Here is a 17,484-nt window from a genome sequence, read left to right as displayed (position 1 = left end):
CCGCACCTGCCAGTATCAACGTTCCGGAGGCCGCCCCGTTCCGGTCAGCGCCGCCGGGGACCGTGTGTTTTCTCGGTAAAGGCGGCCGCCACGATGCTGGCCAGGGCCGGGTTGCGCAGGAAGATCCAGCCGCCGGCGAGCGCCGCCACCGTGCCCAGGATCGGTCGCTCGCGGAACAGCATGAAGGCGCGTTGCCCCAGCCCGACCGGCTCCTCCTCGAGCGCCTCCTCCTCGGCCGCGTCCCGGCGCAGGAAGATCACCGCCACGGCCAGCGCGGCGAGGGCGAAGAGCAGGAAGGTGATGGCCGCGGCCGCCAGCGGCACGACCACGAGACACAGGGCGTAGAAGATCGTGGCGCCGAAGGCGATCATCGCCACCAGCGCCGCGCCGGCGGCCACCGCGGCGGCCACCGCCTTGCGGACCACCGTCCGGGCCAGCCCCCCGCCGATCATCAGCGACGACGGCCGGCCAGCAGCATGCCGAGCACGACCCCCACGCCGAGAGCGATCGCGGTCGACTGCATCGGCCGCTCCTGCACGCGCTCGGTGAGGTAGCGTTGCGCCTCGTCGAGGCGCTCCTGGGCGTCGTCGTAGTACTCGCGGCCGCGGACGCGGGCGGTGTCGTAGTAGCCGCGGGCGCGTTCGCGCAGCATCTCGCTCTGCTCGCGCAGCCGGGCCTCGGCCTCGGCCGCCCGGGCGCGCAGGCGCGTTTCGGTCTCCGACGCCTTCTCCCTCAGGTTCGCCTTCTCCTCGGCGCCGAGCGCCTTCAGGTCGTCCTTCAGGGTGTCGATGTCTTTCTTTACGGCCGCCCGTGCCGCCTTGGTCGTCGCCATGATGCGCGCTCCGTTCGTCAAGCTTGACGGTTAGATAGAGAACCCTGAGCCGGAACGCCACTGCGGCGTAGCGGTTCCCGCAACGCAGCAATGCGCGCGGACTGGCGGAGCCGGTTTCTCCGGCCTAGACAATGGCCATGTCCGACTGGCTGTTCCCCCCTCGCCCGACGCCGTCCCTGCCGATCGTCGGCTCGACGCAGCGCTTCCCCGTGCGACGCATCGTCTGCGTGGGCCAGAACTACGCCGCTCACGCCCGCGAGATGGGCCACGAGCGCGCCGAGCCGTTCTTCTTCACCAAGCCCGCCGACGCCCTCGTCGCCGACGGCGCCGACCCGACCTATCCTTCGGCCACGGCCGACCTGCACCACGAGGTCGAGCTGGTGTGCGCGGTCGGAGCCGACGGCGGCATCGCCGGCTGGGCCGTCGGCTGCGACCTGACCCGCCGCGATCTTCAGGCGGCGGCCAAGGCGAAGGGGCGGCCGTGGGACGCGGCCAAGGGATTCGACCAGTCCGCTCCCTGCGGCGACCTGCATCTTGGCCCCTTGCCGGACGCGGACGCGCCGATCGAGTTGAGGGTCGACGGCGAACTGCGACAGTCGGGCCGCCTCGGCGACATGGTCTGGGCCCCGCACGAGATCCTCGCCAAGGCCCGCGAACTCTGGGCCGTCCAGCCCGGCGACCTCATTTTCACCGGCACGCCGGAAGGCGTCGGCCCGCTGGAGCCCGGGGCCCGCGTCGACTGCGCCATCGGCGGCCTGCCGCCCCTGTCCTTCACGGTGAGGCCGCGATGATCCTGCACGGCTACTGGCGATCCGGCACCTCGTACCGCACCCGGATCGCGCTGGAACTGAAAGGCCTCGCCTACGAGCAGCGAGGGGTCGACCTTCGTCAGGGCGAGCAGCGCGCGGACGCCTACCTGACGCTCAATCCGCAGGGGCTGGTCCCGGCACTGGAGGTCGACGGCGCCGTCCTGACCCAGAGCCCCGCCATTCTCGAGTGGCTGGAGGAGGCGCACCCTGTCCCGCCGCTTTTGCCGGCGGCCCCGATCGACCGCGCCGCCGTGCGCGCCATGGCCGCCGTCGTCGGCTGCGACATCCACCCGCTCAACAACCTGCGGGTCGGCAAGGCCCTGCGCGAGACCTTCGGGGCCGACCAGGCGGCGGTGGACGCCTGGGCCGCGCGCTGGATCGTCCCGGGCTTCACGGCGCTGGAGGCGCTCGTCGCCCGCCACGGGAACGGCTGGTGCTTCGGCGCCGCCCCGACCCTGGCCGACTGCTATCTGATCCCGCAGATTTACTCGGCCCGGCGCTTCAACGTTCCGCTCGAGGCTTTCCCGCGCCTGCTCGCCATCGAGGCCGCCGCCGCCGCCCATCCGGCCTTCGTGGCCGCCCACCCGGACAACCAGCCCGACGCCGGTTGAGGCTCAAGCCAGGAACCGGTCCACCGCGGCGTGGAAGCGCCCGGGCTGGTCGATCATGACCATGTGCTCGGCCCCCTCGATCCGCTCGAATACCGCGGGACGACGCAGCCGGGCGTAGGCGGCGCGGAACAGGGCGTCGGCGCGGCTGCGTGGCGAGTTGCGGTCGGCGCTCCAGCCATAGACCACGGTCACCGGCGCGGCGATCTCAGGCAGGCGGCGGCGGAGATCGATCGTCATGACCTCATACAGCGCCTGGGCCAGCACGCCCCGGTCGCCGCCCTGCCAGCCGACGGCGCTGAACAGGGCGTCCGAGGCCCCGCCCAGATCCAGGCCCATGCTGCGGCCGCCGGAGCGCAACGCCTCCTCGCCGAGGAAATGCACCGCCTGGTAGGCGACCCGCGCGATCGGCTCGACGTCGCCGAGGGTCGCCTGCGGGCTGATCAGGGCGGGGAAGAAGGGGGAAGAGTCCACGGTCATCACCCGCGACACCCGGCCGGGCGAGTCGGCGGCGACCCGCAGCGCCAGCTGACCCCCCATCGAGTGGCCGATGATCGCCGGCCGGTCGAGGTCCAGCTCGGCGATGTAGCGGCGGATCTCCCCGGCCACGGCGCCCATCACGGCGCCCCGCGCGTTGGTCTGCGGAGCGAGGTCCCCGAAGCCGCGCACCGAGACCAGGTGCAGCCGCCGGCGTCCCGCCAACCGCTCGGCGGTGCGGGTCCACACCGCCGCCGTCGAGGCCAGTCCGGGGATCAGGATCAGGTCGTCGCCGCGGCCGCGGGTCTGCACCGAGATGCGCCCCGAGGCGAATCCCGCCTGCGCTCGCGCCGGTCCGGCCGCCAGCGTCGCGCCGGCCAGGGCGCCCGTCAGGAAATGTCGTCTCGTCTCCGCCATGCCGCCTCCAGCATCGTCGACCGCACCCTCGCCCGGGAATGCGGCATGACGATGGACCGGGCGGCCGGACTCAGGTGCGGGCGGGCCTCAGGCCGGCGGTCATGGCCGGCTGCTGCGTCTTGCGCTCGCCGCCGGCGGCGATGATCCGGTCGATACGGGCCTTCTCGGCGCGGAAGGCGGCCAGCTCCGACCCGGCCAGCACCGTACCCTCCTCGGTGCGCACGCCCGCCGGATTGATCCGCTGGCCGCGACGCCACAACTCGTAGTGGAGGTGCGGACCGGTCGAGGCGCCGGTCGAGCCGACGTAGGCGACGACCTGGCCCTGACGCACGCGCTGGCCGGGCCGCATGCCCGAGGCGTAACGCGAGAGGTGGCCGTAGCCGCTCTCGAGGCCGTTGGAGTGACGGATGCGCAGCCAGTTGCCGTAACCGCCCCAGCGGCGCGCCTCGACCACCACGCCGTCGGCGGGGGCGATCACGGGCGTGCCCATGCCTGCGGCGAAGTCGATGCCCTGGTGCATCCGGCGGTAGCCGGAGATCGGGTGGCGACGGAAGCCGAATGAGGACGACACGCGGAAACCGCGTTCCAGCGGCGTGCGCATGAAGGCGGAACGGGTGTTCTTCCCGGTGGCGTCGAAATACTCGACCTTGTCGGAGCCGGGACGCTGGAAGCGGTAGAAGGACACGCCCTTCAGCTCGGCGTACAGCAGGTCGCCGGTATCGATGGTGCGACCGCTCTCGGTCACGGTGCGATCGAACACGTAGCGGAACTCATCGCTGGCGCGGATGTCCCGCTCCAGGTCGAACTTGTGAGAAAACAGGCGGGCCGCGGCGCGAGCGACGGCGGCCGGGGCGCCCTCGCGCCGGGCGGTGCGGGTCAGGGAGCCCTCGACCTTGCCGCCCAGCACCACCGTTTCGTGGGTGACCTTTTCCTCGAGCGCCCGCAGGCGCAGGGCGCCGTCGAAGCTGCGCGACACCGTCAGCTGGCTGGCCGGGCCGGTGCGCATGGTCAGGCCGATCAGGCGGGCGTCGCCGCGGCCGCCGCGCGGCTTGGCGATGGCGGTTTCGAAACGCTGTCCGGCCGGGATCGAAGTCACGTCCATGGCGTTGGAGAGGGTGGCGGCGACGGCCGAGGCCTCTTCCGGCGCGATGCCGGTTCGCCGCACGGCCTGTTCGAAGGTTTCGCCGCGGCGGATCTGGACGGGAATGGCTTCCGGGGCCCCGAGGCCCTCCGGTGAGCCGGCGACGGCGAAGGCGCGGGCCTCGAGATGGGCGATCTCCGCTGCGCTGAGCGGGGGAGCCTCCTCGGCCTGGGCAGGCTGGTATACGCGGCCGGCAAGCAGCGCCACCGAGATCGCCGCCACCGCCGTAAGGGCGTGCGGCGCGATGCGCATCGGTTGGCGACGTGGATCGAACTGAGCCATCGGTCCCCGATAAACGACGACGCCAGCCGGCGCCAAAGCTACTGAAAGCAAGGATCGCGCCTGACCGCCCCCCTGGGAACCGCCCTGCGCGAGACAGGCCGTATAACCCGTCCGTCCCATCATGGGAAGCCAGATCGTTACAACCGGTTAACCGGAGCCGTAGAGCCGGGTAAACCGGATGTGAACCCTGAGATGATCCTCAGCTTTCGCGTGTGTATTCGCCACGGTTCCGCCGTCAATTGCAGGCGCTGTGGCGGCGCGCCCCCGCCCGCGACGCACCTCCACTCAAAGTGGCCCTCGAGCCACTATACTGTGTCTACACCAACACGCTTCTATTGTGCTTGGGAGAGTTCCTGTTGTTCGCCGCCCTTCCCACCGGCCTGCGGCTCCCGCTAAGGAGCTGAGCATGAGCGAACCGGCGCCTCCCGCTCCCGTCCGGCCCGCGCGCGGAGGCTCGCGGAGAAGCCGCGTCCTCGACGTCCTCCTCGTCGTGCTCGGCGTTCTGCTGGTCCTGATCGCCCTTCTCTATCTCAACCGGCGCGCGGCCACCCGCCAGGTGCTGGTCGGCTGGCTCGAGCAGCAGGGCATCGAGGCCGAGATGGAGGTCGAGCGGGTCGAGATCGACAGCCTCGTGGCCAGCCTGCGCGTCGGCGACGCCGATGATCCCGACGTGGTCGTCGAGCGGGTCGAGGTCGACTTCTCCATTGGCGCGCCGTGGTCGGCGCAGGGCCTCGGCGTCACGCCCGGCCGCATTCGCCTGCTCCGGCCCGTGGTGCGGGCCCGTCTGGCCGATGGAAAACTGTCCTTCGGCTCGCTCGACCCGCTGATCGAGCGCTTCGCCGCCCGTCCGCCCCGCCCCGACGTCCGCGGCCCGCTGGTGCTGGTCGAGCGGGGCGTGGTGCGGCTGGCCACCGATTTCGGCCCGGCCGAGGTGCATGGCGACGCCCGCATCGACGACGGCAAGCTGATGCGCCTCGTCGCTCGCATGCCCGCCGCCGACCTGCGCAGCGGCGACATCGCCGCCCGACGTCTCGGCGCCAGTATCGACCTGACCACCGTCGGCGACCGGGTCACGCTCCGGGCGGGCGCCGTGGCCGCCTCGGCCGAGCTGCCCGGCGTCGCCGGCGAGGGGCTGCGTCTCGGCCTCGCCGGCGAGCTGCCCTACCCCGACCTCAAGACCCGACGCGGCGACGGTCGCGCACGCCTGAGGGCGCAGCTTTCTGCCGACCGGCTCGCCGGCGCGGACAGCGCCGCCCGCCGCCTCGCCGGAACCCTCGACTTCGACGGAGCCACAGCCGGCTGGCTGGAGAGCTTCCGCATCGAGGGCGTCAGCGATCTCGACCTCCGCGCCGGTGGCCTCGCCGGCCCCGCAGCCGCGACTGCCCCGCGCCTGCGCCTCGTGCGGGCCCGCACGCACCTCTCCCGCGACTCCAACGGCGTCGGCTGGCGGCTGGACGGCGACGCCGTCGTCGCCGCGGGGAATGTCTCCGCCGCTGGCGTCGACGCCGTCGACCTCGACATCGTCGCGCCCGGCCTGACCGTCGGCGGCCGCGGCCGGGCGGTGGAGACCAGCGGACCGCTGCGGCTCGCGGCCGCCCGCGTCGACTGGGGCGACCTGACCCTGCGCCAGGTCCGCTCCGCCGCCGCGCTGGACATGATCGCCGACGCCGGACTGCGCGTCGGCCTTGAGGGTCGGCTGCAGGCGGCCCACGGCGCCTGGCCGCTGTTCGGACCGCCCTCGTCCGGGGACCTCCCCGATCTCGCCGCGATGAAGCAGGCGCTCGGCGACTTCGCGGTCGAGGCTCCGGCCTTCCGGCTGGCCGCCGGCTCGTCGGGGACCCGCCTCGTCCTCGCGGCCCCCGCCCGCATCCGCCCCGCCAACGGCGGCGTCCTGACCCTCGCGCCCGCCGGGGCCCCGATCTTCGCCGCGGCGGCGGGCGAGGCGGGCGGCGGCGCCTTCTCCCTCGCGGCCACGCGCGGGCGCGGCCTGCCCGAAGCAGAGTTCGACGTGCCCCGCTGGCGCCTCGCGCCGGGCGGCTTCGCGGCGACGCTGGACGGCCGGGCGGCGCTCGACTTCGACCTCGGCCGCGGCATCCGCCTCGAAACCCGCGGAGAACTGGCCTCGGACGGCGGCCGGCTCACCTACACCGCCGCCGGCTGCGCGCCGGTCTCCGTCGAGCGGCTGGAGCTGGGCGAGAACGACGTGACGGACCTGTCGGGCGCCCTCTGTCCGGCCGACCGCCCCTTGCTGACCGCCCAGGGCGGCGCCTGGCGGTCCGACGCGCGGCTGCAGGGGCTCGACGCCGACGCCCCGTTCCTGGCGCTCGGCGTGCGCAAGGCGGAGGGCGGGCTCGTCGCCGTCGGCGGCGGGCGCGGCGTCGACCTCGACCTCCGCGCCGACGACGCCACCCTCGTCGACACGACCACCCCCGCGCGCTTCAATCCCCTTGGCGCCGTCGGCGCGGCCAGCCTTCGGGGCCAGAACTGGAGCGGCGCCTTCGACCTGTCGCGCGAGGGGACGACGCTGGGCCGCCTGACCCTGGCCCACGACGGCCGCGCCGGCGCCGGCGGGGTGACCATCGACGCGCCGTCGATCGTCTTCGCCGAAGGGGGCCTCCAGCCCGCCGATCTCAGTCCGCTGGCGGGGGACTTCGTCGGCTCGCCGGCGACCGGATCCGTGGCCTTCGAGGGTCGGGTCGACTGGCGCGAGGGGAGCGAAGGGTCCAGCCGCGGCCGGCTGACCATCCCGGGACTCGATTTCGTCAGCCCGGCGGGCCCGGTGCAGGGGCTGCGGGGAACCGTCGACTTCACCAGCCTGGCGCCGCTTGTCGCCGCCCCGGGGCAGCGCCTCACCGCCGACCGGCTGGAGTCGGTCGCGCCCCTCACCGACATCGAGCTGGTCTTCGGGCTCGACCAGGCCGCCGTCACCATCGAGGGCGGCGATCTGGCCGCCGCCGGCGGCGTGCTCCGGGTCGAGCCCTTCGCCGTCCCCCTCGATCGCAGCCAGCCCTTCGGCGGCGTGCTGGTGCTGGAGAACGTGCAACTGGGCGAGGTCATCGCCGGGGCCGGTTTCGAGGACAAGGTCCGCCTCGACGCCGTCGTCTCCGGCCGCCTGCCCTTCACCTGGGACCCGGCCGCCGGACTGCGCATCGCCGGGGGGACCCTCTACGCCGTCCAGCCCGGCCGGCTGTCGATCCAGCGCGAGGCGCTCAGCGGACTGGAGGCCGGCGGCGGCGGCGAGGCGGTGCCGCCCAACACGGTGCAGGACCTCGCCTACCAGGCCATGGAGAACCTCTCCTTCGACATCCTCTCGGCCGAGGTGAACAGCCTCGACGAAGGCCGCCTGAACGTGCTGTTCCGCATCCGCGGCCGCCATGACCCGCCGCAGCGGCAGGAACTGCGCGTCTCGATCGCCGAGTTCATCAGCCGCGAGTTCCTGAACCGCGAGCTGCCCCTGCCGTCCGGCACCGGCATCGACCTGACGCTCGACACCACGCTCAACGCCAACCAGCTGGTCGGCGACCTGCTCGAACTCAATCGCGCCCGCAACGGCGAGGCCGACCCGACGCCTTGATCCGGCCGGCTTCGCCGTTCAGAACCCGTTCACCCGGAATGGCGTTTAGATGCCGGCGATCCCGCATGGAGCCCCGATCATGACCCGGCAGAAGACGCGCAGAACCGTCGCCCTCCTCGGCCTCGTCGCCTTGGGCGCGACCGCCTGCACGCCGACCGTCCGGCTCCAGGTCGACCCCATACAGATCTACGCCAAGCTGGACGCCGACGTGCGCGTCCGCCTCGACCAGGAGCTCCAGGAGCTGCTGCGCGAAAACCCGAACCTGTTCTGATGCGAAAGGCCCCTCCGATGACTTTCCGCAAGCTCTTCGTCGTGACGGCCGCGATCGCCGCCCTCGGCGTGGCCGCGGGCGCGGCCTTCGCCCAGACCGCCCAGCAGAAGTCGCTCGTCGACGCCGCCAAGGCGCGCGGCGAGGTCGGCGAACTGGCCACCGGCTATCTCGCCTTCCGCACCTCCAGTTCCGACGCGGCCCTGACCGCGGCCGTCGAGGCGGTCAACGCGGGACGGCGCCAGGCCTATGCCCAGGCCGCCCGCGACACCGGCGTCTCGGTGGATGTCGCGGCCGCGCGGGCCTTCGAGACCATCGTCCTGCCGCGCATCAGCTCGGGCCAGTGGTACCGCAACGCCCAGGGCCAGTGGGTCCAGCGCTGACGATCGCGGGGATCGGTCGATGACCTCCCCGCTCGTCCGTTTCCTGCTCAACCTGATCCTCGCCCTGCTGGTCGCGGCCGCGGCGACCTGGGGCCTCGCCGCCGTGTGGCGCGCCATCGGCGGCGGCGACCTCAACGTCCACGGCTGGATCGCCATGTCGCTGGGCGTCCTCGGCACGGTCGGCCTTGCCTGGGTGCTGATGGCCCTGGCCTTCAAGTCGCACCGCGAGGGCTGGGACGACCGGGTCGACAACACCTTCGATCCTGGCCGCGACCCGGGCGACGACTCTTGAGCCCGGCCCCCGGCCGCGCGATAGGTCGGCCATGACCGACCCGGCCGCCCCCTCCGACATCACCTATTCCGGCTATCTGGCGCTTGACGACCTGCTCGCCGCCCAGCACCCCCTGTCGGACCAGCACGACGAGATGCTGTTCGTCATCATCCACCAGACCAAGGAGCTGTGGCTCAAGCAGATCCTGCACGAGGTGGCCCTGGCCCAGGCCCTGGTCCGGGCCGGCGACCTGGTCCCCGCCTACAAGAGCCTCGCCCGGGTCAGCCGCATCCAGGCGGTGATGACCATGAGCTGGGACATCCTCGCCACCATGACCCCGGCCGACTACCTGCGCTTCCGCGGCGAGCTCGGAACCTCCTCGGGCTTCCAGAGCGACCAGTTCCGCCGCTTCGAATACATGCTCGGCCTCAAGGACCGCCGCTTCCTGCGCTTCCACGAGCATCGCCCCCAGGCGCACGCGGCCCTGCAAGCCGCGCTGGCGGCGCCCAGCCTGTACGACGACGCCCTGTCCCAGCTCGCCGCCGCCGGCCTGCCCGTGCCCGCCGAGGTTCTGAACCGCGACGTCAGCCAGCCCTACGAAGCCTCCGAAGCGGTCGAGGCGGCCTGGCTGGAGGTCTATCGCGACACCGCCCGCTGGTGGCCGCTCTACCAGCTGGCCGAAAAGCTGGTCGACCTCGACGACGCCCTCCTCACCTGGCGGCACAAGCACGTGGTCACCGTCGAGCGCATCATCGGCCGCCGCCCCGGCACCGGCGGCACCGCGGGGGTGGCCTACCTCGCCGAGACCCTGCAGCGCCGCTGCTTCCCCGAACTCTGGTCCCTGCGCGGCAAGCTCTGACAGATCCCGCCGACTTGCGGCGGGACAACGCCCGCCGCGCCCGCCGGTGTCACCCTGGTCCCAATCGGGAGACCTCTCATGTCCTTGCGCCTCATCGCCGCGATCGCCCTGGTCTCGGCCAGCCTCGCCTCGCCCGCCCTCGCCCAGCACGCCCATGAAGCTCCGGCTGCGCTCGCCCTCGACCATGGCCAGCGCTGGGCGACCGATGCGCCGCTCAGGCACGCCATGGAGACGCTCCGCGCCGGGGCGCCGGACACGGCGCCGCTGGAGCTCGCCGCCCTCATCGACGCCCAAACGGCCTACATCATTGATCACTGCCGGCTTCCGCCCGAGGCGGACGCCAACCTCCACCTGATCATCGAGCGGCTGCTTGAAGCGGCGGAGCTGCTGCGCGCCGGCGAGGCCGACGCCGGCCGGAGCGGCGCCATCGCCGCCCTTGACGCCTATGGCGCGCATTTCGATCATCCGGGCTGGCGGCCGCTCCGTCCCTGACCGCTGCAACCTCTCCGTCCGTCGCCGGTTGTGGCGGCGTCGGCCAGACCGGAGTCCCGATGCGCCTCGTCCCTGTCGCCGCCCTGCTGGGCTTCTCGCTCGTCGCTTGCGGCTCCGAGCCGCCGCCTGTCCCGCCCGAAGCGCCGCGGCCGCCCGCAGCCCCGGCCGCCCCCGAAGCCCCCGCCACGCCGCCTCCGCCCGCCGGCGCCGAGCGCCTCGCCTTCGTCGACCAGGCCGGCGAACCGCGCCTCCTGCTCGACTGCCTCGGCGGCCCGCGCCCGGCGCTGCGCGCCAGCGTCGCGGAGTTCCGCAAGATCGGCAGCGAGGATCGCCTGACCCTCGGCGCCGGAAACGAGGCCTTCGCCCTGGTCGCCGACCTCGCCGACCCGTCGCCGGGCGTGGTCGCCTCGGGCGCCATCGACCTGGACCTGCTGCGCCGCATCGGCGACCGGCGGCCGGTCTCGGCGGTCTACGGCGCCCAGTCCGTCGGGCCGTTGCGACCGGCCGACGGCATGGCCCCCGACGGTTTCGTGGTCCGCTGCCGCGCCCTCGCCGGGCCCCAGGGCCAAGGCCGGGCCGGGGACCAAGCGCAACCATAAGCAGCGGCCCCGCGTTCCGCTGGCGACCCGTTCCGGGAGCCAGACCATGTCCAACGCCAACCGCCACGACGTCCATGTCCTCAACGGCCTGATCGGGGCGACCCTCGACAGCGCCGACGGCTACCGCGACGCCGCCGAGGGCAGCGCGGACCCCGGCCACCGCGAGCTGTTCGAACGTCGCGCCTTCGAGCGCCGCCGCCTCGCCGAGGAGCTGGGCTTCACCGTCCGCGAGCTCGGCGGCGAGCCCCACGCCGACGGCTCCATCCTCGCCAAGGCCCAGCGCGCCTTCACGGACGTCAAGCACGCCCTGCTGCGCGACGAGCTCACCGTCGTCGGCGCGGTGGAGACCGCCGAGGACCAGGTCAAGGTCCGCTTCGAGAAGGCGCTCGAGGACTCCGCCATCTCCGCCACCACCCGCGAAACCATCCGCCGCGCCTGGGACCAGGTCCGCGAAGACCACGACCAGATGCGCGACCTCAAGCACAGCCTGCAGGGCCAGCGGGACGCGGGCAGCCGGCTGTTTCCGCGGTAGGGCGGGGGGCGGTCGAGGCGGGCCGCCGGTCGGCGAGGGCCCCTTGGACGATCTGTTTCCCGGCCGTCAGTCGAACTACTACCACCGAGCGCGACCTGAAGGTGGCGGCCTTATAAAAGCGATTGCCCAACCATCGGTTATGCTCCAGCTTCACGCTAGGCCGGCAAGGAAGAGGAGATTTCCGTATGCGCGCATGGCGTTCGTCGGTGGCATTTCTAGCGATGGTCGCGGGCCTTGCGGCCGGTGCCGCACAGGCTGATCCCGCGACGGACGAGCGTAATCGCCAAGCCATGATGGCATCGATGCGAGCGCAAGATGCGGCCAACGATCGCGCCGCAGCCGACCGCGCTTTCCAGGCCGGGCTGGCGCAGCAGCGTTCGCTAGGCAGCAGCAGCGGCTCACCCGCTTCTTCGTCGCCGGGGTCGGGCGGCATGGGCACCCCGCTGGACGGGCTGGCGGCTGCACTTGGCAGCGGCGGGCAGTCGACAGGGGGGCCGCAGTCCGTGGTCGATCGCCGCAGTTACATCATCTATCAGCAGGAGACGGCTGAGCAGGTGGTTGCCCGGCTATTCGCCGGGGCGCAAGGAGGCGATCCTGAAAGTGCATGGAACCTGGGCCGGCTGTATTACACCGGGTATGCGGGGGTCCCGCGGGATGATGTCGAGGCGCGCCGTTGGTTTGCCATGGCCGGGGAGCGCGGCCATGCCGACGCGCTGGCAAACCTGGGCTATTTCGCGCACGAGGGCATCGGCGGTCCGCAGGACGAGGCGCTGGCGCTAGACGCCACGGCCCGGGCGGCGGCTGCTGGCAGCACCTACGGCGCGGGGCTGAACGGGCTCTATCGGCTCAGCGGCTTGGCGGACGGACAGCAGGATCCTGTTGCCGTGGCCAACCTGGAGCGTGCGGCCGATGCGGGCGAACTGTTTGCCCAAGCCGCTCTCGGTACAATCGTCTACGAATTGGGCGTCGGCGCTGCGGAGAACTGGGAACGCGCAGCGCATTATGCCCGGCTCGCAGCCGACCAGGGCCACGGCCCGTCGATGACCGAACTGGGGCGGATGATGTTCGTCGGCCGGGGTGTGGCGCAGGATGAACGCGGCGCCGTCGCCATGTTCCGCCGTGCGGCCGAAGCCGGCGATCCAGCAGGCATGTCATTCTTGGGACAGCTGTACATGACCGGCCAAGGGGTCCCTGGTGACGTGGCTGCGGGCATGGAATTATTCCGCCGCGCGGCCGACCTGGGCCATCCCGAGGCGCAAGGCGTTTATGGCCTTTCGCTGATGCTGGGCCAGGGCGTGGCAGAGAACGTTTCCGAAGGTCTGCGCTATATCCGCTTGGCAGCGGCCCACAACGATCCGCAAGCCTTGACCGTGCTCGGCAAGATGACCTTCGTGGGCGAAGGCGGCATCACCAGCGATGAGCGGCGAGGGATCGAACTGCTGCAGGCTGCCGCAGCGCGGGGCTACCAGGACGCCATCGACACCCTGGCTATGGACGAGGTGCAAGACGCGATGACCCGCCTCGGCATGACATCGACGGGTGCACCAGCGTCCGGCAAGAGGGATGTGGCGGGCAAGTCGAAGAGGTGACCATTCCGCCTAAGCCGCCCGGGGGTCGGTTACAGCGGGCGGTCGGGATAATGCTGACGGAGACATGTCAGTTTCCCACCGCTGTTCCGATAGCGTGGCGCCTGGTCAGGAGGAATCAGAACGACAATGCTCGCCACAGTCTTCGCTGCGGCCGCCCTCCTCCAACACGGCTCATGTCAGAGCGGCGGCCCCGATCGATCACGCACAGCGGCGGAAGCCGCTCAAGCTTACGTTCAGGGACTGGCGGCGCGCGATCCCGGACCGATCAGATGGGTGACCCGGCCGGGCGCCCTCTGGCGTTCGCCCTCTGGGACTATGACGGATGCGGAGTTCTATGACCGCCTGCAATCGAGCGAGCTCCCGAACCAGTACCCCGTGACCACTGGAATGATCGGCACGGCGAGGCAGGTTGCGATCGCCACCCGTCTGAGAGGCGTCGAAGGCAGCGAAACCCTGACGGTGCTGACCGTCGAAGACGGATGCATCGTGAACGTTCAACTGTTCTGAGGGCGTCCCGACGTCCGGGCGGCTCGTCGACCTGTCCAGGGGCTCATGGGGCTGTTAGATTTCGGCAGGGCCATCTGAGTGTACGCTCGCGAACAGGCTGAACAAATCTTGCCTTCGGTTGACATATCGTGTTGACGACCGTCGTTCTCCGGGCCAACCCTGCCGGACGGGGTTTGGCCCGGGGGATCATCATGAAGTCCATCGTTTGCAGCCTTGCCCTTGCGGCTGCCGTCCTGTCGCCAGCTGTCGCTCAGGCCCAGAACGCGGGCCTCACCGCGAACTTCGGCGAAATCCGGCTCAACGCCGGCTTCACGCCGGATCCGTACCGGGCCTCGATCACCGCGGGCGGGTCGATCGACGCCTATACCGACACCAACCTGCCCGGTTCGTGCGTTGGCAACATCAGCGCCGCCCCCGATTTCGAGGTGACCTACCGCGCCGGCAGTCTGCCGCTGGTGTTCCGCACCCGTTCATCGACCGACACGACCCTGATCATCAACGGGCCCGACGGGCGCTGGTACTGCGACGACGACAGCTGGGGCGACGGCGACGCCGAGGTGCGTTTCAACCGTCCGCAGAGCGGCACCTACGACATCTGGGTCGGGACCTTCGGCGGCGGCACCGCGGCCGCGAACCTGCTGATCACTGAAACGCCCTAGGCGCGCCGCAGGTAGGTCGGGCCGCTCCGGGTGAGCCGACTGGGGCCGGCTGATTTGCGCGTGTCGGCGTTTGGCCCCCCTCTCATGGAATGTCGGGGTTGCTGGTTTGGGATGTGCGATGTCGATCAGCTTGGCCAATGTACGAGGGACGGTGGTCGTTGGCCTCTGGCTCGCCTTGTCGCCCGCGGACGCTGCTGCACAGGAGCCTCCGCCAGGATTTGTCCGGTATGTCCTGGACGAACTTAACCGTGGGTCCCTTGACATCGAGGACCCGACCAACCGTTCGATCCAGCTGACTGAAACGCCCCCGGGCGTGCTTGTGCCTGTCGACGTCAGCAGGGATGGCGTTGCGGACTGGCTGATCCAGTGGCCGGAGGAGCCACGATTCTGCGGAACCGGAGGCTGTCGCCTCAGCCTGTACGTCAGCGAAAGCGAGCACTTTCTACGCGTTTTTGACCGTCAGGCCTGGGATCCGGAGATCCGGACCATCGGAGACGAGGTCCGGCTGGAGGCTTCGTTTCATCACCTGAACTGCTTGTCCGCCCGGGAGGTCTGTCGCCTTGCATGGTCCTGGGACCCGGTCACACGCAGCCTTTCCGAGCGCCCGAGCGCCGATGGCGAAGCTGTCATAAGCGGCTTTGGCGAGGCGACCGTGGACCTCGGCGACAGCGAGGGGCGGCCCGTGTTGCCCTCCAGCGTCCCGGCGGCTGTCCTTGACCGTCATCTCGCCGGCCGCCGCGCTTGCGGTCCTCCGGACGAGCCGGAGGAATTCACCGTGTCCTACCCCGCCGTAGCCTCGACGCCGGATCTGAACGGCGACGGCGGTCGGGACTGGGTTATCGAGGCGCCCAGCGCCTGCGAAGGCCAGAGCCCTCCGGCTTATGGCTACGAGGTCTGGGTCACCAACGGGACGGAAGAGGCTGTGCGAGCTTTCGTTTCAGAGCCCGGCCGATGGCCACGGTTCAAGGTCGACCGCGCGCCTGCGCAGCTGCTCGACGGTCCCGCTTGTCTTCCGGATACTGCGTGCGGGACGGTCACCCTGGAGTGGGACCCGGCAAGCAGAGCATTCCGACCAGCCTCATCCCAGAGCGCGCCTTCCCAGTCCTGACGCCTTGCCCCCCTGATCGGCGGTTGCCGAGCCGCTGCATGGAGCGAACGATGATCCCGACTCTGGCCCTTGCCGTGGCGCTCCTGCTCTCCGCTGGGCAGCAGCAGTCGGCGCCGCTTGACGGGCGGGCGTACATTCTCAGTCAGAGTGAAGGCCGCGGAGATTATCTCTCGGCGCCAGACCATACCGGGCCGAACGCCAGTACCGCCTGGTCATGGTCGGTCTCGTCGACTCCGGACGGCTCCCCGCTGATTGACGCCTTCCTCAACCAATACGATTGCGAGACATCCAAATTCCGGCGAATCCGCCAGGAACGATACCGAGCTGACCGGCTCTATGACACCCGGCTGTCGGACGCCGGATTCCGGTCGCCGCACTGGCTCGAGATGGAGGGCCGGATCATGAGAGAGATTTGTCGAGGCGGGTACCAAGCCTTGCCACAGGTCGAGAACATTCCCGTCGCGGCGGCCCGGCTGTCCTCCGAACGCCCTTGATCATGAAGTTTCTGCTCGGAGTGCTGTCCGTCATCATCGGACTGGAAGGCCTATGGTCGGCGATCCGGCACAGGCGCCTGCGGGACAAGTCCGGATGGATATACGCCCGGCTGGAGAGACAGCCGCTCTATTTCTGGGTGATGACGGTCGTCTTTGCCTTGATGGTCGGGACCGGCTGCTTTCTCCTGCTCCTAGCGATTACTGACGTCCGGTGATTCGTCGGAAGTAATCGCGGCTGGCGATTCGTTGGCGCCCGTTGGGTCCGTAGCCTAAGGGCAGAAACCGTTCTTGAGGAAGCTTTGGCCGTCCCGGATCGCGTGGGCCTCCCGGGCATCTTGAGCGGCAGAGCGACAAGAAAAGCCCCGGCGGTCTCCCGCCGGGGCCTTCTTCATCTCCCACAGGCGGGAGGCCTGATCAGGCCTCGGTGTTGTCCGCGGCCGGGGTCTCGGCGGCGCCGGTTTCCGGCACGGCGACCTCGCCCTTGACGCTGCGCTGGGTCTGGCGCTCGGCGATGCGGGCCGACTTGCCGCGGCGGTCGCGCAGGTAATACAGCTTGGCGCGGCGGACGACGCCGCGGCGCTTGACCTCGATCGACTCGATGTTCGGCGACAGGATCGGGAAGACGCGCTCGACGCCCTCGCCGAACGAGATCTTGCGGACGGTGAAGTTCTCGTTCACGCCGCCGCCGGCGCGGGCGATGCACACGCCCTCGAAGGCCTGCACGCGCTCGCGCTCGCCTTCCTTGATGCGCACGTTGACGCGCAGGGTGTCGCCGGGCTGGAATTCGGGGATGGCGCGCTTCTCGACGAGGCGGGCCTTTTCTTCGGCAGCGATCTGCTGGACGATGTTCATTCTATTCTCCTCGGGCTTTTTCGCCCTTTAGCTGTGAGTTGGCGAGATACGCCGACCAGAGGTCCGGCCGCCGCTCCCGCGTGGTCTTCTCCCGCTGCTCTTGGCGCCATTGTGCGACCTTCTTGTGGTCGCCCGACAGCAGGACCTCGGGAATGTCGAGCCCCTCGAAGCTCCGCGGTCGCGTGTACTGCGGATATTCCAGGAGCCCGTCCTCGAAGCTCTCCGAACCCAGGCTTTCGGCCTGGCCCAGCACCCCGGGGATCAGTCTTACGCACGCCTCGATCGCGACCATCGCCGCCGCCTCGCCGCCGGCGAGAACTGCGTCTCCGACCGAGACCTCCTCGAACCCGCGGCTGTCGAGCACCCGCTGGTCCACCCCCTCGAAACGGCCGCACAGCACGACGATCCCGTCGGCCTGGGCCCATTCCTTCACCCGCGCCTGGGTCAGGGGCCGGCCCCGGGCGCTCATGTACAAAAGCGGCCGCCGCGGTCCGGAAAGGCTGTCCACCGCCCGGGCCACCACGTCCGCCTTCAACACCGCTCCCGGTCCGCCGCCCGCGGGGGTGTCGTCCAGGAAGCCGCGCCTATCGTCGGAGAACGCCCGGATGTCAAGGGTTTCGAGGCTCCACAGCCCCTTCTCGCGCCACGCCGTGCCGATCAGCGACACGCCGAGCGGCCCCGGAAAGGCTTCCGGAAACATGGTCAGGACGGTGGCGGTGAACATGGCCGGG

The 17,484-nt window shown here is 70.9% G+C and carries 22 protein-coding genes; 16 read left to right on the top strand and 6 right to left on the bottom strand.

Annotation, left to right across the window (positions count from 1 at the left end; all coding sequences use genetic code 11):
- Positions 1-44: 44 nt before the first annotated feature.
- Positions 45-452 carry a hypothetical protein gene (locus BM333_RS15860; protein WP_092307020.1) on the bottom strand — a complete coding sequence of 136 codons (408 nt, stop codon included), beginning with the start codon at positions 450-452 and terminating at the stop codon, positions 45-47.
- Positions 452-832, bottom strand: coding sequence for an ElaB/YgaM/YqjD family protein (locus BM333_RS02740; protein ID WP_092307018.1), 381 nt, complete (start codon positions 830-832; stop codon positions 452-454). Before BM333_RS02740 ends, BM333_RS15860 begins: the two co-directional genes overlap by 1 nt.
- Before the next feature lie 137 nt (positions 833-969).
- On the opposite strand from BM333_RS02740, the gene BM333_RS02735 reads away from it, so the two are divergent.
- A complete protein-coding gene (locus tag BM333_RS02735) occupies positions 970-1,623 on the top strand; it encodes a fumarylacetoacetate hydrolase family protein (RefSeq protein WP_092307589.1) in 654 nt (217 codons plus the stop codon).
- Positions 1,620-2,252 (top strand): maleylacetoacetate isomerase, encoded by a 633-nt coding sequence (gene maiA, locus BM333_RS02730; RefSeq protein ID WP_092307016.1) that lies wholly within the window; start codon positions 1,620-1,622, stop codon positions 2,250-2,252. Before BM333_RS02735 ends, maiA begins: the two co-directional genes overlap by 4 nt.
- A gap of 3 nt (positions 2,253-2,255) precedes the next feature.
- Here maiA and BM333_RS02725 read toward each other — a convergent pair whose 3' ends face one another.
- The gene (locus tag BM333_RS02725) at positions 2,256-3,143 is read right to left on the bottom strand and encodes an alpha/beta fold hydrolase (protein ID WP_092307014.1); all 888 of its coding nucleotides are present in this window, start codon (positions 3,141-3,143) and stop codon (positions 2,256-2,258) included.
- A 70-nt stretch (positions 3,144-3,213) separates the two neighbouring features.
- Entirely contained in the window at positions 3,214-4,566 is a 1,353-nt protein-coding gene (locus BM333_RS02720; RefSeq protein WP_092307013.1) for a M23 family metallopeptidase, read from the bottom strand.
- Positions 4,567-4,972: 406 nt separating this feature from the next.
- On the opposite strand from BM333_RS02720, the gene BM333_RS02715 reads away from it, so the two are divergent.
- The 14 genes from BM333_RS02715 (at position 4,973) to BM333_RS02650 (ending at position 16,116) form a co-directional block, all read left to right on the top strand.
- Complete coding sequence (locus BM333_RS02715) at positions 4,973-8,140, top strand: intermembrane phospholipid transport protein YdbH family protein (protein ID WP_092307011.1); 3,168 nt, start codon at positions 4,973-4,975, stop codon at positions 8,138-8,140.
- 79 nt (positions 8,141-8,219) lie between these two features.
- Complete coding sequence (locus tag BM333_RS02710) at positions 8,220-8,411, top strand: YnbE family lipoprotein (RefSeq protein ID WP_092307588.1); 192 nt, start codon at positions 8,220-8,222, stop codon at positions 8,409-8,411.
- Positions 8,412-8,428: 17 nt separating this feature from the next.
- Positions 8,429-8,791 (top strand): YdbL family probable chaperone protein, encoded by a 363-nt coding sequence (locus BM333_RS02705; protein WP_092307587.1) that lies wholly within the window; start codon positions 8,429-8,431, stop codon positions 8,789-8,791.
- Between the two features lie 19 nt (positions 8,792-8,810).
- Positions 8,811-9,083, top strand: a complete 273-nt coding sequence (locus tag BM333_RS02700) for a hypothetical protein (RefSeq protein ID WP_092307009.1) — start codon at positions 8,811-8,813, stop codon at positions 9,081-9,083.
- A 31-nt stretch (positions 9,084-9,114) separates the two neighbouring features.
- On the top strand, positions 9,115-9,921 hold the full coding sequence (locus BM333_RS02695; protein ID WP_092307006.1) for a tryptophan 2,3-dioxygenase: 807 nt from the start codon (positions 9,115-9,117) through the stop codon (positions 9,919-9,921).
- Positions 9,922-9,999: 78 nt separating this feature from the next.
- The gene (locus BM333_RS02690; protein WP_092307004.1) at positions 10,000-10,413 is read left to right on the top strand and encodes a hypothetical protein; all 414 of its coding nucleotides are present in this window, start codon (positions 10,000-10,002) and stop codon (positions 10,411-10,413) included.
- A 59-nt stretch (positions 10,414-10,472) separates the two neighbouring features.
- Complete coding sequence (locus BM333_RS02685) at positions 10,473-11,012, top strand: hypothetical protein (RefSeq protein ID WP_092307002.1); 540 nt, start codon at positions 10,473-10,475, stop codon at positions 11,010-11,012.
- 46 nt (positions 11,013-11,058) lie between these two features.
- On the top strand, positions 11,059-11,544 hold the full coding sequence (locus tag BM333_RS02680) for a PA2169 family four-helix-bundle protein (protein WP_092307000.1): 486 nt from the start codon (positions 11,059-11,061) through the stop codon (positions 11,542-11,544).
- A 185-nt stretch (positions 11,545-11,729) separates the two neighbouring features.
- The gene (locus BM333_RS02675; protein WP_092306998.1) at positions 11,730-13,133 is read left to right on the top strand and encodes an SEL1-like repeat protein; all 1,404 of its coding nucleotides are present in this window, start codon (positions 11,730-11,732) and stop codon (positions 13,131-13,133) included.
- A 126-nt stretch (positions 13,134-13,259) separates the two neighbouring features.
- Positions 13,260-13,640: a hypothetical protein gene (locus BM333_RS15555; protein WP_143105746.1), complete on the top strand. Its 381-nt coding sequence runs from the start codon at positions 13,260-13,262 to the stop codon at positions 13,638-13,640.
- A gap of 191 nt (positions 13,641-13,831) precedes the next feature.
- Positions 13,832-14,299 (top strand): hypothetical protein, encoded by a 468-nt coding sequence (locus BM333_RS02665; RefSeq protein WP_092307586.1) that lies wholly within the window; start codon positions 13,832-13,834, stop codon positions 14,297-14,299.
- Positions 14,300-14,417: 118 nt separating this feature from the next.
- Entirely contained in the window at positions 14,418-15,407 is a 990-nt protein-coding gene (locus tag BM333_RS02660; RefSeq protein ID WP_092306994.1) for a hypothetical protein, read from the top strand.
- A 50-nt stretch (positions 15,408-15,457) separates the two neighbouring features.
- Entirely contained in the window at positions 15,458-15,901 is a 444-nt protein-coding gene (locus BM333_RS02655) for a hypothetical protein (protein ID WP_092306992.1), read from the top strand.
- A gap of 2 nt (positions 15,902-15,903) precedes the next feature.
- On the top strand, positions 15,904-16,116 hold the full coding sequence (locus tag BM333_RS02650) for a hypothetical protein (RefSeq protein ID WP_092306990.1): 213 nt from the start codon (positions 15,904-15,906) through the stop codon (positions 16,114-16,116).
- Between the two features lie 199 nt (positions 16,117-16,315).
- Here the strand turns inward: BM333_RS02650 and rplS are convergent, their stop codons facing one another.
- Together rplS and trmD are read right to left on the bottom strand one after the other, a co-directional pair.
- A complete protein-coding gene (gene rplS, locus BM333_RS02645; RefSeq protein ID WP_092306988.1) occupies positions 16,316-16,753 on the bottom strand; it encodes a 50S ribosomal protein L19 in 438 nt (145 codons plus the stop codon).
- 1 nt (position 16,754) lies between these two features.
- Complete coding sequence (gene trmD, locus BM333_RS02640; RefSeq protein WP_092307585.1) at positions 16,755-17,477, bottom strand: tRNA (guanosine(37)-N1)-methyltransferase TrmD; 723 nt, start codon at positions 17,475-17,477, stop codon at positions 16,755-16,757.
- Positions 17,478-17,484 lie beyond the last annotated feature (7 nt).

This window comes from Brevundimonas viscosa, from assembly GCF_900116065.1.
In the GTDB taxonomy this organism is placed as follows: domain Bacteria; phylum Pseudomonadota; class Alphaproteobacteria; order Caulobacterales; family Caulobacteraceae; genus Brevundimonas; species Brevundimonas viscosa.
This window is presented reverse-complemented; position numbering and strand designations above follow the sequence as displayed.

What these genes read in the sequence shown, in the direction of transcription:
- rplS (WP_092306988.1), bottom strand. Translation starts at nt 16,753, where the DNA reads ATGAACATCGTCCAGCAGATCGCTGCCGAAGAAAAGGCCCGCCTCGTC.
- BM333_RS02685 (WP_092307002.1), top strand. Translation starts at nt 10,473, where the DNA reads ATGCGCCTCGTCCCTGTCGCCGCCCTGCTGGGCTTCTCGCTCGTCGCT.
- BM333_RS02715 (WP_092307011.1), top strand. Translation starts at nt 4,973, where the DNA reads ATGAGCGAACCGGCGCCTCCCGCTCCCGTCCGGCCCGCGCGCGGAGGC.
- BM333_RS02710 (WP_092307588.1), top strand. Translation starts at nt 8,220, where the DNA reads ATGACCCGGCAGAAGACGCGCAGAACCGTCGCCCTCCTCGGCCTCGTC.
- BM333_RS02725 (WP_092307014.1), bottom strand. Translation starts at nt 3,143, where the DNA reads ATGGCGGAGACGAGACGACATTTCCTGACGGGCGCCCTGGCCGGCGCG.
- BM333_RS15860 (WP_092307020.1), bottom strand. Translation starts at nt 452, where the DNA reads ATGATCGGCGGGGGGCTGGCCCGGACGGTGGTCCGCAAGGCGGTGGCC.
- BM333_RS02675 (WP_092306998.1), top strand. Translation starts at nt 11,730, where the DNA reads ATGCGCGCATGGCGTTCGTCGGTGGCATTTCTAGCGATGGTCGCGGGC.
- BM333_RS02650 (WP_092306990.1), top strand. Translation starts at nt 15,904, where the DNA reads ATGAAGTTTCTGCTCGGAGTGCTGTCCGTCATCATCGGACTGGAAGGC.
- BM333_RS02740 (WP_092307018.1), bottom strand. Translation starts at nt 832, where the DNA reads ATGGCGACGACCAAGGCGGCACGGGCGGCCGTAAAGAAAGACATCGAC.
- BM333_RS02700 (WP_092307009.1), top strand. Translation starts at nt 8,811, where the DNA reads ATGACCTCCCCGCTCGTCCGTTTCCTGCTCAACCTGATCCTCGCCCTG.
- BM333_RS02705 (WP_092307587.1), top strand. Translation starts at nt 8,429, where the DNA reads ATGACTTTCCGCAAGCTCTTCGTCGTGACGGCCGCGATCGCCGCCCTC.
- BM333_RS02665 (WP_092307586.1), top strand. Translation starts at nt 13,832, where the DNA reads ATGAAGTCCATCGTTTGCAGCCTTGCCCTTGCGGCTGCCGTCCTGTCG.
- BM333_RS02720 (WP_092307013.1), bottom strand. Translation starts at nt 4,566, where the DNA reads ATGGCTCAGTTCGATCCACGTCGCCAACCGATGCGCATCGCGCCGCAC.
- BM333_RS02680 (WP_092307000.1), top strand. Translation starts at nt 11,059, where the DNA reads ATGTCCAACGCCAACCGCCACGACGTCCATGTCCTCAACGGCCTGATC.
- BM333_RS02735 (WP_092307589.1), top strand. Translation starts at nt 970, where the DNA reads ATGTCCGACTGGCTGTTCCCCCCTCGCCCGACGCCGTCCCTGCCGATC.
- trmD (WP_092307585.1), bottom strand. Translation starts at nt 17,477, where the DNA reads ATGTTCACCGCCACCGTCCTGACCATGTTTCCGGAAGCCTTTCCGGGG.
- BM333_RS02660 (WP_092306994.1), top strand. Translation starts at nt 14,418, where the DNA reads ATGTCGATCAGCTTGGCCAATGTACGAGGGACGGTGGTCGTTGGCCTC.
- BM333_RS15555 (WP_143105746.1), top strand. Translation starts at nt 13,260, where the DNA reads ATGCTCGCCACAGTCTTCGCTGCGGCCGCCCTCCTCCAACACGGCTCA.
- maiA (WP_092307016.1), top strand. Translation starts at nt 1,620, where the DNA reads ATGATCCTGCACGGCTACTGGCGATCCGGCACCTCGTACCGCACCCGG.
- BM333_RS02690 (WP_092307004.1), top strand. Translation starts at nt 10,000, where the DNA reads ATGTCCTTGCGCCTCATCGCCGCGATCGCCCTGGTCTCGGCCAGCCTC.
- BM333_RS02655 (WP_092306992.1), top strand. Translation starts at nt 15,458, where the DNA reads ATGATCCCGACTCTGGCCCTTGCCGTGGCGCTCCTGCTCTCCGCTGGG.
- BM333_RS02695 (WP_092307006.1), top strand. Translation starts at nt 9,115, where the DNA reads ATGACCGACCCGGCCGCCCCCTCCGACATCACCTATTCCGGCTATCTG.